This window comes from Burkholderia sp. Tr-20390, from assembly GCF_017104595.1.
In the GTDB taxonomy this organism is placed as follows: domain Bacteria; phylum Pseudomonadota; class Gammaproteobacteria; order Burkholderiales; family Burkholderiaceae; genus Burkholderia.
On record NZ_JAAGPC010000054.1, the window covers coordinates 1 to 13,716 of the forward strand.

The following is a 13,716-nucleotide window of genomic DNA, read 5'->3' on the forward strand; positions in this document are numbered from 1 at the left end:
TATACTCCCCACCCCACGCGCATTCCACCCATCCCATACACTCTTTCCCTCCCCGACGCTCTTCCGATCTTCGCACCTGGCCGAGGCCGGCTGCGACGTGCTCGAATTCCCGTTGATCGACATTGCGCCGGTCGACGATCCCGCGCCGCTCGACGCGGCATTCGCGGCGCTCGCCGACTACGCGCTGGTGATTTTCGTCTCGCCGAACGCGATCGACCGCGCGCTCGCGCAGTACGGCGCGATCTGGCCGAACGCGCTGCCGGTCGGCGTGGTCGGGCCCGGCAGCGTCGCGGCGCTCGAGCGTCACGGCATCGCGGCGCCCGCGCATCGCGTGATCGCGCCGCAGGCGCCGGCCGACGGCGGCGTACCCCATTACGATTCGGAAAGCCTGTTCGCGTGCATCGAGGCCGCGTTCGGCGGCGCGCAGGCGCTGGCGGGCAAGCGCGTGCTGATCGTGCGCGGCGACGGCGGTCGCGAATGGCTCGCCGAACGATTGCGCGAGGCCGGCGCGGACGTCACGCTCGTCGCCGCCTACCGGCGCGTCGTGCCCGAGCCGCGCGTCGGCGCGTGGGAGCGCGTGCATGCGCTGCTTCACGGCGAACCGCATGCGTGGCTCGTCACGAGCTCGGAAGGCGTGCGCAACCTGCACGAACTCGCGCGGGCGCACCTGAACGATGCCGAGATCGACGCGCTGAAGCACGCGCCGCTCGTGACGCCGCATCCGCGGATCGAGCAGACCGCGCGTTCATTGGGTTTTGATAGGATTACGCTGACCGGCGCGGGCGATGAGCGCATCGTCCGCGCGTTTCGAACGATGGCCGAGGAGGCCGTCCAACCGGCGACAGCCGCACCGGTGACTAAACGCATGACAGATACCAACGATTCCAAAAGCGTCGCTTCCCAGCCGGCCGCTGCATCCGCACCGCCGTCCCGCCCCGCCTACATGGGCGCCGAACCACCCGCGCGCCGCGGCGGCAGCGCGGTGCTGTGGTTCGTCGTCGTCGTGCTCGGCTGCGCGGCGGGCGTCGGCGGCTACGCGCTGAACCGCAAGATCGATCGGCTCGACGGCACGTTCGTCACGCGCCAGAAGGCGCTCGATGCGCAGACGGCCGAGACGCGCATGAAGACCGAGCAGGCGCTCGCGAGCACGCACCAGGTCGACACACAGCTTGCGCAGCTCGACGGCAAGCTCGCCGACGCGCAGAGCGCGCAGCAGGCGCTGCAGCAGCAATACCAGGACCTGTCGCGCAACCGCGATGCGTGGATGCTCGAGGAAGTCGACCAGATGCTGTCGAGCGCGAGCCAGCAGCTTCAGCTGACCGGCAACACGCAGCTCGCGCTGATCGCGCTGCAGAACGCCGACGCGCGCCTCGCCACGTCGCAGAGCGCGCAGGCCGTCACGGTCCGCAAGGCGCTCGCGCTGGACATCGAGAAGCTGAAGGCCGCACCGGCGGCCGACCTCACGGGCCTGGCGATCAAGCTCGACGATGCGATCGCGAAGATCGACGCGCTGCCGCTGTCCGGCGAGGCGATCGTCCCGCACGAGGCGCCGAAGGCCGTGCCGGCCGACGCCGCGTCGTCGGCCGTGGCCGGCGAGCCGCGCTGGAAGGTGTGGTGGCACGACTTCTCGGCCGGCCTCGGCCAGCAGTTGAAGGGGCTCGTCCAGGTGCGCCGCATCGACAACGCGGACGCGATGCTCGCGTCGCCCGACCAGGGCTACTTCGTGCGCGAGAACGTGAAGCTGCGCCTGCTGACCGCCCGCCTGTCGCTGCTCGCGCGCAACGACAGCGCGATGAAGGCCGACCTGCACGCCGCACAGGCGTCGCTCGGGAAGTATTTCGACCAGGCATCGAAGGACACGCAGACCGTCGAGGATCTGCTCAAGCAGGTTGACGGCGCATCGCTGACGGTTGCGGTGCCGAACCTGAACACGAGCCTGAACGCCGTTCAGCAGTTCAAGAGCCGGGGGTAACGATGACGCTTCGAGGAATCGTCTGGCTCGCGGTCCTGTTCGCGATCGCCGCGGCGCTCGCCACCGTCGGCCGTTTTGACGCGGGGCAGGTACTGCTCGTCTATCCGCCGTACCGGATCGACGTGTCGCTGAACCTGTTCGTGATCGCGATCGTCGTGCTGTTCATCGTCGTGTATGCGCTGCTGCGCATCGTGCGCAACATCTGGCGCATGCCGCAGCGGGTCGCCGCGTATCGGGCGCGCTCGCGCAACGAGAAGGCACAGGCATCGCTGCGCGACGCGATCGCGAACCTGTATGCGGGCCGCTTCTCGCGCGCGGAGAAGGCCGCGCGTGAAGCACTGTCGGTCGATGCGAACCTGGGTGCCGCGAGTCTCGTCGGGGCCACCGCCGCGCACCGGATGCACGAGTACACGCGCCGCGACGACTGGCTGTCGAAGGTCGACGCGCCGGAATGGCAGGATGCACGGCTGCTCGCCGCGGCCGACATGCGCGCGGATGCGCGTGATGCCGACGGCGCGCTTGCCGCGCTGGCCGACCTGCAGGCGGGCGGCAAGCGCATCCATGCGCAGCAGGTCGCGCTGCGCGCGCAGCAGCAGCTGAAGAACTGGGCCGAGGTGCTGAAGCTCGCGAAAGCGCTCGAGAAGCGCGAGGCGCTGCATCCGGCGGCAGCCGTGCGACTGCGCCAGCAGGCCGCGGAAAACCTGCTGCGCGAACGCCGGCACGACCCGGACGCGCTGCTCGAGGTGTGGCAGTCGCTGTCGCCGGCCGAGCGCCAGTCGCCGCGTCTTGCCGATCTCGCCGCCGATCTGCTCGTCCCGCTCGAGCGCCGCAACGAAGCGCGCCGCATCGTCGAGGATGCGCTCGCGCACAACTGGGATGCGCGCCTGCTGCGCCGTTATCCGGATACGGCCGGCGCCGATGCGCTGCCGCTGATCCAGAAGGCGGAAGGGTGGAAGAAGGATCACCCGGAGGATGCCGACCTGCTGTTCGCGCTCGGTCGCCTGTGCCAGCAGCAGCAGCTGTGGGGCAAGGCGCAGTCGTTCCTCGAATCGGCACTGAAGCTGGCCGACAACGAGGCGCTGAAGGTGCGTGCGCATCGCGCGCTCGCGCGGCTGTTCGAGCATCTCGGCGAAACCGACAAGGCTGCGAAGCATTACCGCGAAAGCGCGCTCGCGATTACCGTGGTCTGACGCGCTGCGGCGCTGCGGCGCAAACCAGCCCCGAACGCCTGGCGGCCTTCGGGGCTTTTTTTCGTCGATCGCGACGCAGCGGGCGCGCGCGGTACGTTACGCGCCGAGCCTGCGCAGCAGGTCTTCCTCGCTCGCGACGAACCACACCGATTGCCCGCGATTTGATTCGCGCACGAGCGCGCGAAGCGCTTCGCTGCGCGCGAGCCAGCGTTCGATATCACCGACCACACCGAGCCGGACGCCGTAGTTGACGAGTTTCTGCAGCACCGCGCCCGCCAGCCCGCTATCGAGCCGGTAGAAATCCTCGTGCAGCGCGTTGGCGGGCACCGCGACCCAATCGGCCTCATGCGCGTGCGCGAGCGCGACGAGATCGAGCGCATCGCTTTCGCGCTGAACCAGGCCAGCGGCGGGATCGCGGACCAGCACACGGTGGCCGGCTGCCTGGACGATTCGGTGGAGCATGCGGGTTGGCTCCCTGCGTTACTTGTCGACGAGCCGCTTCGGTACCGACAGCGCCAGCAGCCCGCCGAGCACGAGAAACCCGGCGAGCATGTACATGCCCGAATCGTTGGCGCCCGTTGCCTGCTTGAGCCAGCCCATCATGTACGGGCTGAGGAAGCCGGCGAGGTTGCCGATCGAGTTGATCATCGCGATGCCGGCCGCGGCCGCCGTGCCGCCGAGGAAGGCGGTCGGCAGGCTCCAGAACAGCGGCAACGTCGTCAGGATGCCGATCGTCGCGAGCGTGAGGCCGAGCATCGCGAGCGCGGTCTGGTGCGCCCAGATCACCGACAGCACGAGCCCGAGCGCGCCGATCGCGGCCGGGATCGCGACGTGCCAGCGGCGCTCGCGGTGCCGGTCCGCGCTGCGTGCGATCAGGATCATCGCGACCACGGCGGCCGCATACGGAATCGCCGACAGCAGGCCGATCATGAGCGTGTCGGTCACGCCCGTCGCCTTGATGATGGTCGGCAGCCAGAAGCCGACGCCGTAAAGCCCCATCACGAACGAGAAGTAGATCAGCGCCATCAGCCACACGCGCGGGCTCGCCATCACGGCGCCGAGCGGCGGGTCTTCCTTGGTGGCCTCTTCGGCAGCGACGTTGCGCATGAGCAGCGCCTTTTCGTCGTCGGTCAGCCAGTTTGCCTTCTCGATCCGCTCGTCCAGCTTGAGGAACACGACCACGCCGACCAGCACCGACGGGATACCCTCGAGCAGGAACAGCCATTGCCAGCCGTGCCACCCGCTGATGCCGTCGAACGCCTTCAGGATGAAGCCCGAGAGCGGCCCGCCGATCACGCCGGACAGCGCGACGGCCGTCATGAAGAACGTCGTCATGCGGCCGCGCCGGTGCGCGGGATACCAGTAGGTGAGGTAGAGGATCACGCCGGGGAAGAAGCCCGCCTCGGCGACGCCGAGCAGGAAGCGCATCACGTAGAACATCGTGGGCGTCGTGACGAACATCGTCAGGATCGAGATCACGCCCCACGTCGCCATGATCCGCGCGATCCACACGCGCGCGCCGACCCTGTGCAGGATGATGTTGCTCGGCACCTCGAAGAGGAAATAGCCGAAGAAGAAGATCCCGGCGCCGAGCCCGTAGACGGTGTCGCTGAGGTTCAGGTCGCTCGCCATCTGCAGCTTCGCGAACCCGACGTTCACGCGGTCGAGATACGCGACCACGTAGCACAGCAGCAGGAGCGGCACGAGCCGCCACGACACCTTGCGGTAGGTCGCTTCCTCGAATGCGCCGGACGAGCCCGGCAGCGACTGCGTCGATGTTGCCATGTTGTCTCCTGTCCTTATAGTTGGCCGGGGAGGGCGCAGCGGCACCCGATCCGGTTTCGTGCGAAGCAATGCGTGGATGCCGTGCCGGCCGGCGAAACCCGGCGCGGCACGCGAACAGCGCGATGCGGCTAGATGCAGCGTCCGCCGTCGACTTCGAGACAAACGCCCGTGATGAATTCAGCTTCGTCGGAGGCAAGGTAAAGCGCCGCGTTCGCGATGTCCTGCGGCGTCGAGAAGCGGCCGAGCGGGATCGTCGCGAGGAACCGGCTACGGTTCTCGGGGGTGTCCTCGCAGCCCATGAATTCGGTCATCAACGCCGTTTCGCCGAGCACGGGGTTGATGCAGTTCACGCGGATGCGGTCGGCGCCGAGCTCGGCCGCGAGCGACTTGCTCGCGGTGATCATCGCGCCCTTCGTGCTGTTGTACCAGACGAGGCCTGGCCGCGGCCGCACGCCGGCCGTCGACGCGACGTTCACGAAGACGCCGCCGCCCTGTTCGCGAAAGTACGGCACGAAGGTCTGCACGCACCAGAACAGGCTCTTCATGTTGACCGCGTACACGCGGTCGAATTCGGCTTCCGTCACGTCGAGCACCGGCTTGTTGCGGTGCGTGGTGCCGGCGTTGTTCACGACGATCTGCACCGCATGGAAATCGTCGAGCGAGGCTTGCAGCAGCGCGTGCCAGTCGTCCTGCCTCGACACGTCGCCGGCCACCGCGATGGCCTTGCCGCCCGCGAGCGCGATCTCGCTCGCGACGCGCTCGGCTGCCGCGCCATTCAGGTCGTTGACGACGACGTTCGCGCCTTCGCGCGCATAGGTCTTCGCGATGCCTTCGCCGAATCCCGAGCCGCCGCCCGTGACGATTGCCGTCTTGCCGCTCAACCGCATGGTGTGTCTCCTGTGCTGGATATGAGTGTCGTCGTGCTTCGGCACGCGGCCGGGCGCTGCCGGCCGCGTGCCAGGTGCTGCATGCGGCGCGGTCAGCCGTGCCGGATCGCGATCGTTTTCAGCGTGGTGAAGCCGTACAGTGCCTCGAAGCCTTTCTCGCGGCCATGCCCCGAGTGGCCGACGCCGCCGAACGGCAGCTCGACGCCGCCGCCCGCGCCGTAGTTGTTGATGAACACCTGGCCCGCCCGCAGGCGCCGCGCGAGCCGCATCTGGCGTGCGCCGTCGCGCGTCCAGATGCCCGCGACGAGGCCGTACGGCGTGCCGTTCGCCAGCGCGACGGCTTCGTCCTCGTCGACGAAACGCATCGCGGCGAGCACGGGGCCGAACACTTCCTCCTGCGCGAGCCGGTGCGACGGCGGCACGTCGCGCAGCAGCGCGGGCGCCTGGTAGAAGCCGCTTTCGGGCGCGTCGGCGACGACCTGCCCGTGCGCGGCCATCGGAATGCCGTCGTGCTGCGCGTCGGACAGGAAATCCCACACGCGCTGCTGCTGCTTCGCGTTGATCAGCGGGCCGCAGTCGAGGTCGGCGCGGCTCGGGCCGACGCGCAGCCCGTTGAACGCGGTGGCGAGCCGCTCGACGAGCGGCTCGTACACCGCGCGCTCGATCAGCACGCGGCTGCCGGCCGAACAGGTCTGCCCGCCGTTCTGCACGATCGCGGACACGAGCACGGGCAGCGCCGCTTCGAGATCGGCGTCGGCGAACACGATCTGCGGCGACTTGCCGCCGAGTTCGAGCGTGACGGGTACGTGGTTCTCGGCCGCCATCTGCGTGACCAGCTTGCCGGTGGCCGGCGATCCCGTGAACGAGATGTGGTCGATGCCGGGATGGCGTGCGAGCGCGGCGCCGGCTTCATGGCCGTAGCCGGTGACGATGTTCAGCGCACCGGCTGGCAGCCCGGCCTCGACGGCCAGCTCGGCGACGCGCAGCAACGACAGGCACGCATCCTCGGCTGGCTTGACGACGCAGGCGTTGCCGGCCGCGAGCGCGGCGCCGACGCTGCGCCCGAAGATCTGCATCGGGTAGTTCCACGGCACGATGTGGCCCGTGACGCCGTGCGGCTCGCGCACCGTCAGCACCGTGTAGCCGGCTTGATAGGGGAGGGTTTCGCCGTGCAGCTTGTCGGCGGCGCCTGCATAGAACTCGAAGTAGCGCGCGAGCGCGGCTGCGTCGGCGCGCGCCTGTTTCAGCGGCTTGCCGGTGTCGCGCGCTTCGATCGCGGCGAGTTCGTCGATCGAGGCGGCGACACGCGCCGACAGGCGCATCAGCACGCGGCCGTGCTCGGCGGCGCTGGCGGCGCCCCACGGGCCCGCGAATGCGTCGCGGGCCGCGGCGACCGCGCGCTCGATGTCGGGCGCCGTGCCGCGGGCGATCGACGCGAACGGCTGGCCGTCGGAGGGATCGACGACCGCGATGGTTTCCAGTTGCGCGGGCAACGTCCATTCGCCCGCGATGAAGTGCTTCGCCTCTTCCATGCCAGCTCCTGTCGACCCGAGTTAGCGCTTCAGCGCTTACTCGGGTCCCATGCTTCGCGGTCGACCCGAGTTGGCACTTCAGCGCTTACTCGGGTCCCATGCTTCGCGGTCGACCCGAGTTGGCGCTTCAGCGCTTACTCGGGTCCCATGCTTCGCGGTCGGCCCGAGTTGGCACTTCAGCGCTTACTCGGGTCCCATGCTTCGCGGTCGGCCCGAGTTGGCGCTTCAGCGTTTACTCTGGCCCCATGCTTCACGGTCGCTCCGAATTGGCGCCTCAGCGCTCACCCGGGCCCCAAGTTGTGCGGTCGGCCGGCGACAGCGCTTCAACCGCCGACACCGATTCCACGTCACGCGGCCAATGATTCAACGGCCGGGCATCCGGAACGATTATCGGCCGATCGTCATCCGGACGCCACCGGTCGATTGGCTATAATGGCGCATTCCCTTGCGGGACGCCTGCGGCGATGCATCGGCCGCGGCGCCCTGTCCCGAATTCCCATCGACCTACAGAGAGTGCTCATGAGCTTCAATCATGTTCCGGCCGGCAAGGACCTGCCGCAAGATTTCAACGTGATCATCGAGATTCCCGCGCAAAGCGATCCGGTGAAGTACGAGGCGGACAAGGAACTGGGCCTTCTCGTCGTCGACCGCTTCATCGGCACGGGCATGCGCTATCCGGTGAACTACGGCTACATCCCGCAGACGCTGTCGGGTGACGGCGATCCGGTCGACGTGCTCGTGATCACGCCGTTCCCGCTGCTGGCAGGCTCGATCGTGCGCTCGCGCGTGCTTGGCATGCTGCAGATGACCGACGAGTCGGGCGTCGACGCGAAGCTGGTCGCCGTGCCGCACGACAAGATCTGCCCGATGACGGCAAACCTGAAGTCGATCGACGACGTGCCCGAGTACCTGAAGGACCAGATCAAGCACTTCTTCGAGCAATACAAGGCGCTCGAGAAGGGCAAGTGGGTGAAGGTCGAAGGCTGGGCCGGCATCGAAGCCGCGCACAAGGAAATCACCGACGGCGCAGCGAACTACAAGAAGTAAGCGGTGTACCGGCCGACGGCCGGTTCGTGCGAAACGCCAACCGCGCGTGTCTCCTCAGGAGGCCGCGCGGTTTTGTTTTGTGCGTTGGGGGCGTTTGCGTACAGCCGCAGGTACGGCCGCAGGCGACGGGGCGGTGGACGGCGCGTCCATCGTGCGCTTCGCGAGGCGAGGGACAACGGGAGCCGCCGGCGCTTCGGCGGCGTGGGTAGCAGCCGGGCGGCGGCGGGCCGGTGCGGGCGCGGCATCTTCGCGTCCGGTCGTGATGAGTTTGCCGCTGGCTGCAGGCGCCTTTCCTTTCGACGAAGCGGGTGCGGCCGGCTTGTCCTTTTTTACCGGTGTGTCGCGCGATGAAGTCTTTTTTGCGACCCCATCGTTGTCGGGCTTCTTGCGCAGTGCGACCGGGGCGGCTTTTGTCGCGTTGGGAGACTTGGCGGCTTTTGCAGGCTTGTCGACCTTTTCGGCTTTCCCGGCCTTTCCGGCCTTCTTCGGGCTTTTGCCCGTCTCGACCGTCTTCTCCGCACGATCGACGTTCTTCGCCTTCTTCCGCCCGCGCGCACCGGCCTTCAACCCGGCCTCGTCACCGCTGGTATCGACGGCCACGACGGCCGGCAGCACCGACTCCAGCGTCCGCAACCCGGCCGCCAGTTCCCGCTTCTGCACCGCCGTGAGCTGCTTCACCCAGTACTCGGCGCGCGACGCGCTCGACCGGTCGGGCAATGGAAACGACGCGAGCACCGCACGCGGCTTGCGCGAGCGCGTATAGCGCGCGCCCTTGCCGGATGCGTGCTCGTCGAAGCGCGCGGCAACGTCGGTCGTGATGCCCGTATAGACGCTGTCGTCGGCGCATTCGATCAGATACAGAAACCAGGACATGGCAGGGCGGCAGGATGCGAAGCCGCCAGTGTCTCAGAAAAAGCGCCCGTCAACGCCACCGCTCGCCGTGCCCGTCGCGAAAGCGGCTCGGCGCCGCGCCGAGTTCGCGCGTGAAGAAGCGCGTGAACGCGCTCGTCGAACGGAAGCCGACCCGCGCGCCGATCTCGCCGATCGGCAGTTGCGTATTCAGCAGCAGGTCGCGCGCTTCACCGAGCCGCGCCTGCGCGACGAGCGCATGAAACCCGACCGCTTCGCGATGCAGCCGCCTGCGCAGTGTCCAGCGCGACATCGCGAAGCGCGCGCAGACGTGCTCCATCAGCGTGTCGGACGGCACGTCGGCGTCGCCGGACGTGCGCAGCCAGTCGCGCACGCATTGCTCGACCGACGCGCCGAACGTCGAGCGGGCGCGCACGCGCTCGCGCGCGGCGTCGGCCGCCTGACGCTGGATGTCCGCGAGCGGCGCGTTGTAGCACTCGAACGGCGTGTCGAAGCGCGCGGAGCGCAGCACGACGCGGTTGCATGCGGCATCGAACGACACCGTCGCGCCGAGGAGATCGCGCAGCGCGGCCGTCGGCGCGAACGCGCGGCCCGCGAACGCGGCTTCGTCGATCCGCACGTGCGGATCGTACAGGCGCGCGAGCGCGACGAGGATCGCGAAATTCGCGAACGCGCTGCTGGCGGGCCTTCCGTCACCTTCGTTTACGTACTCGAGTGCGATCGCGTCGCCCGTTTCATGCGCGAAAAGCCAGTCGACGTTGCCGATCAGTTCGCGGTAGCGCAGGTAGCCGTGCAGCGCGTCGCGCAGCGTCGCGGCGTTGCAGGTGATGCCCGCGAGTTCGGGGAATGGTGCGAGCCACGGCACGACCTGTGGCGGCGGCCGATGCCAGGACAACGGCCAGTCGCTCATCAGCCGCATCGCGGCGACATGCCGATCGCCGGGGATGCGCCGCGCGTCGTCGGCGAGATCGGCCGCGCCGATGCCGAGCGTCGCATACAGCGGCGCGACGTCGAAGCCGTTGCGGCGCATGTCGTCGAGCGCCTGTCGGTAGACCCGGACGGATACCGATTTCTGTCGTAACTCCATGTCTCTCTCCATGACCTTCGGGTTGCCCCCGCTGCGAGAGGTCAGGTACTGCTCCTGCCGGTCAAGCATGGTGACCGGTCGATTTCTTTTAACTGGGACGCTGGAGTGGGGTGACAAGTACAACAGATCGATTCAGGCGGATCAATGAAAACTTCGCTGTTCCGGCGTTCGACGATTGCGTGCGCGTGCGCGATCCAGGCGTTGCCGACGACGGTGACGCGTGCCGCGCACCGGGCCGAATGGGCCGTGCGGCATGCGGCGAAGCCGGGCCGTGACTTCGTCGCATGCCGGTGCCGTTGATGACGTTACTGGCCGCCGCGCCGGAACGGATCGTGTTCGCGCAGTTCGTCGACGTACGCATGGATATGCTCGGTCTCGCGTTCGAGAAAACGTGCCACTGCGTCCGAGAACGCCGGGTGCGCGAGCCAGTGCGCGGAGTGCGTGACGGTCGGCAGGAAGCCGCGCGCGAGCTTGTGTTCGCCCTGCGCGCCGCCTTCGAATGTATCGAGCCCGGCCTCGATGCAGAATTCGAGCAACTGGTAGTAGGCCGTTTCGAAATGCAGGCAGGGCACGTGTTCGAGCGCGCCCCAATAGCGGCCATACAGCGTGCCGCCGCCGTTTTCGCCGCGCCGGTAGACGGCGAGTGCACTCGCGATCGGCTGCCCGCCGGCTTCCGCGATCACGAGCAGCAGGTTCTCGGGCATCGTCGCGCCGATCGTGCGGAAGAAGTCGAGATTCAGGTACGGGCTGGAATAGTGTTCGCGATAGGTCTGCCGGTAGCAGCGCGAGAAGAAACGCCAGTCGGCGTCGGTGATCTGGTCGCCGGTGAGCCGCCGGAACGTCACCCCCGCGTCGTGCACCTTGCGCCGCTCGGCGCGGATGTTCTTGCGCTTCTTCTGCTCGAGCGTGCCGAGGAAATCGTCGAAGTGGCGGTAGCCGTCGTTGATCCAGTGGAACTGCACGCCTTCGCGCAGCATCATCCCCATCGATTCGAGGAGCGCCGCTTCGTCGCCGGTCGGGAACAGCACGTGCAGCGACGACACGTCGCTCTGCTCGGCGAACGCGAGCAGCGTGGCCGCGAGCCGGCGGCGCGCGCCGTCGTCGGCCGCGAGCAGGCGCGTGCCCTGCACGGGCGTGAACGGCACCGCGCACAGCAGCTTCGGGTAGTAGGGCAGGTCGTTGCGCTGGTACGCGTCGGCCCACGCCCAGTCGAACACGTATTCGCCGTACGAATGCTGTTTCGCGTAGACGGGCGCGGCGGCCGCGAGGCGGCCGGTGCGCTCGTCGGTCAGCGTGACGAAGTGCGGCGACCAGCCGGTATCGTCGACCGCGCAGCGCGCGACGTGCAGCGCGTCGAGGAATTCGTGGCGCAGGAAGGGGGTCGGCTGCGCGTCGCGGGCGAGTAGCGCGTTCCATTCTTCGGCCGGCACCTCCGCGGGGGACGACAGGATGCCCGTGCGATAATCGATGCGTTCGTGTTTCAAGCGTGAATCCGTACCGTTCTGTGTCGCCGGATGCGCGGGCCTGCGCGGCCCGCACCGGGACGATTTCGTCAGCCGTTCAGGGCGCGCCGCCGGGCTGCGCCGATCCCGCCATGAAGACCCGACTCGCTCTTGCCCAGATCAACGTCACCGTCGGCGACTTCGCCGGCAACGTCGCGCGAATCGTCGCGGCCGCCCGCGCCGCGCACAACGATGGTGCGCAGCTGATGGTCGCGCCGGAACTCGCGCTGTCCGGCTATCCGCCGGAAGACCTGCTGCTGCGGCCCGCGTTCTACGCGGCGGCGGCCTCGGCACTCGATGCGCTCGCCGACGCGCTGAAGGCATTCGACGGGCTCGCGGTGCTGGTCGGCCATCCGCTGCGCGGCATGGGCGAAGGCGCGCACGCGCCAGCCGTCGATGGTAATGCAAACCGCCCGATCGAGCGCGGCGTGCCGCCCACCGATACCTATAACGCGGTTTCCCTGATCGTCGGCGGCGAGATCGTCGGCACCTACCGCAAGCAGGACCTGCCGAACGCCGAGGTGTTCGACGAGAAGCGCTACTTCGCGACCGACGCCGAGCCGCTCGTGTTCGAGCTGAACGGCGTGAAGTACGGCGTGATCATCTGCGAGGATGCGTGGCACGCGTCGGCCGCGCAGATCGCGAAGGCGGCCGGCGCGCAGGTGCTGCTGATCCCGAACGGCTCGCCGTACCACATGAACAAGGAAGCGGTGCGCTTCGACATCCTGCGCGCACGGATCCGCGAAACCGGGTTGCCGATGGTGTACGTGAACCTCGTCGGCGGCCAGGACGAGCTCGTGTTCGACGGCGGCTCGTTCGTGCTCGACGCGCAGGGCGCGCTCGTCGCGAAGATGCCGCAGTTCGACGAAGGGCACGCGATCGTCGAATTCGACGGCGCGCGGCCGCTGCCGGGCGCGATCGCGCCCGAGCTGTCGACGCACGCGCAGGTGTACCGCGCGCTCGTGACGGGCGTGCGCGACTACATCGGCAAGAACGGGTTTCCGGGCGTGCTGATCGGGCTGTCGGGCGGCGTCGATTCGGCCCTGGTGCTGGCCGTCGCATGCGATGCGCTCGGGCCGGAGCGCGTGCGCGCGGTGATGATGCCGTCGCGCTTCACGGCCGACATCTCGACCACCGACGCGGCGGAGATGGCGCGGCGCGTCGGCGTGCGCTACGACGAGATCGCGATCGCGCCGATGTTCGATGCGTTCCGCGCATCGCTCGCGGGCGAGTTCGCGGGCCGCGCGGAAGACGCGACGGAGGAGAACATCCAGGCACGCATTCGCGGCACGCTGCTGATGGCGCTGTCGAACAAGTTCGGCTCGATCGTGCTGACGACCGGCAACAAGAGCGAGATGGCGGTCGGCTACTGCACGCTGTACGGCGACATGGCCGGCGGGTTCGCGGTGATCAAGGACATCGCGAAGACGCTCGTGTACCGGCTGTGCCGCTATCGCAACGAAACGGCCGACTACCCGCTGCGCGACGTGATCCCGGAGCGGATCCTCACGCGTGCGCCGTCGGCCGAGCTGCGCGAGAACCAGACCGACCAGGACAGCCTGCCGCCGTACGACGTGCTCGACGCGATCATGCGCATGTACATGGAAGAGGACCGGCCGCTCGCCGAGATCGTCGCGGCCGGTTACGCGCAGGCCGACGTCGAGCGCGTGACGCGGCTCATCAAGATCAACGAATACAAGCGCCGCCAGGCGCCGATCGGCATCCGCGTCACGCATCGCGCGTTCGGGCGCGACTGGCGCTACCCGATCACGTCACGTTTTACCGAACGTCTCGATTGAGCGGTGCTGGGCCGCGTGCGGCGCGCAGGCTTACAATCGGGGTCG

At 68.4% G+C, this 13,716-nt stretch carries 11 protein-coding genes and 1 pseudogene; 5 read left to right on the forward strand and 7 right to left on the reverse strand.

Annotated elements, in window-relative coordinates:
- Positions 1 to 67 precede the first annotated feature (67 nt).
- Together hemDX and G3N98_RS16915 are read left to right on the forward strand one after the other, a co-directional pair.
- Positions 68 to 1,972: pseudogene (hemDX, locus tag G3N98_RS16910) on the forward strand (fused uroporphyrinogen-III synthase HemD/membrane protein HemX); the annotation flags it as partial.
- A 2-nt stretch (positions 1,973 to 1,974) separates the two neighbouring features.
- Positions 1,975 to 3,162, forward strand: coding sequence for a heme biosynthesis protein HemY (locus G3N98_RS16915; protein WP_089426083.1), 1,188 nt, complete (start codon positions 1,975 to 1,977; stop codon positions 3,160 to 3,162).
- A gap of 96 nt (positions 3,163 to 3,258) precedes the next feature.
- On the opposite strand, the gene G3N98_RS16920 is transcribed toward G3N98_RS16915, so the two are convergent.
- From G3N98_RS16920 to G3N98_RS16935, 4 genes are all read right to left on the reverse strand, one after another.
- Positions 3,259 to 3,624, reverse strand: coding sequence for a DUF4180 domain-containing protein (locus G3N98_RS16920; RefSeq protein ID WP_206148734.1), 366 nt, complete (start codon positions 3,622 to 3,624; stop codon positions 3,259 to 3,261).
- Positions 3,625 to 3,642: 18 nt separating this feature from the next.
- Positions 3,643 to 4,947 (reverse strand): MFS transporter, encoded by a 1,305-nt coding sequence (locus G3N98_RS16925; RefSeq protein ID WP_089473374.1) that lies wholly within the window; start codon positions 4,945 to 4,947, stop codon positions 3,643 to 3,645.
- A gap of 128 nt (positions 4,948 to 5,075) precedes the next feature.
- The gene (locus G3N98_RS16930; protein ID WP_089431563.1) at positions 5,076 to 5,834 is read right to left on the reverse strand and encodes an SDR family oxidoreductase; all 759 of its coding nucleotides are present in this window, start codon (positions 5,832 to 5,834) and stop codon (positions 5,076 to 5,078) included.
- A 92-nt stretch (positions 5,835 to 5,926) separates the two neighbouring features.
- Complete coding sequence (locus tag G3N98_RS16935; protein ID WP_089473372.1) at positions 5,927 to 7,366, reverse strand: aldehyde dehydrogenase family protein; 1,440 nt, start codon at positions 7,364 to 7,366, stop codon at positions 5,927 to 5,929.
- A gap of 519 nt (positions 7,367 to 7,885) precedes the next feature.
- On the opposite strand from G3N98_RS16935, the gene ppa reads away from it, so the two are divergent.
- Complete coding sequence (gene ppa, locus G3N98_RS16940; RefSeq protein ID WP_034178734.1) at positions 7,886 to 8,413, forward strand: inorganic diphosphatase; 528 nt, start codon at positions 7,886 to 7,888, stop codon at positions 8,411 to 8,413.
- 54 nt (positions 8,414 to 8,467) lie between these two features.
- Here the strand turns inward: ppa and G3N98_RS16945 are convergent, their stop codons facing one another.
- A complete protein-coding gene (locus tag G3N98_RS16945; RefSeq protein WP_206148735.1) occupies positions 8,468 to 9,286 on the reverse strand; it encodes a GIY-YIG nuclease family protein in 819 nt (272 codons plus the stop codon).
- Between the two features lie 49 nt (positions 9,287 to 9,335).
- Positions 9,336 to 10,370, reverse strand: coding sequence for an AraC family transcriptional regulator (locus tag G3N98_RS16950; protein ID WP_206148736.1), 1,035 nt, complete (start codon positions 10,368 to 10,370; stop codon positions 9,336 to 9,338).
- A gap of 144 nt (positions 10,371 to 10,514) precedes the next feature.
- Here G3N98_RS16950 and G3N98_RS16955 point away from each other — a divergent pair, with 144 nt between their 5' ends.
- A complete protein-coding gene (locus G3N98_RS16955; RefSeq protein ID WP_206148737.1) occupies positions 10,515 to 10,670 on the forward strand; it encodes a hypothetical protein in 156 nt (51 codons plus the stop codon).
- A 5-nt stretch (positions 10,671 to 10,675) separates the two neighbouring features.
- Here G3N98_RS16955 and G3N98_RS16960 read toward each other — a convergent pair whose 3' ends face one another.
- Positions 10,676 to 11,854, reverse strand: a complete 1,179-nt coding sequence (locus G3N98_RS16960; protein ID WP_206148738.1) for a GNAT family N-acetyltransferase — start codon at positions 11,852 to 11,854, stop codon at positions 10,676 to 10,678.
- A gap of 110 nt (positions 11,855 to 11,964) precedes the next feature.
- Between G3N98_RS16960 and G3N98_RS16965 the strand changes: the two genes are divergently transcribed.
- Complete coding sequence (locus G3N98_RS16965; RefSeq protein WP_206148739.1) at positions 11,965 to 13,671, forward strand: NAD+ synthase; 1,707 nt, start codon at positions 11,965 to 11,967, stop codon at positions 13,669 to 13,671.
- Positions 13,672 to 13,716 lie beyond the last annotated feature (45 nt).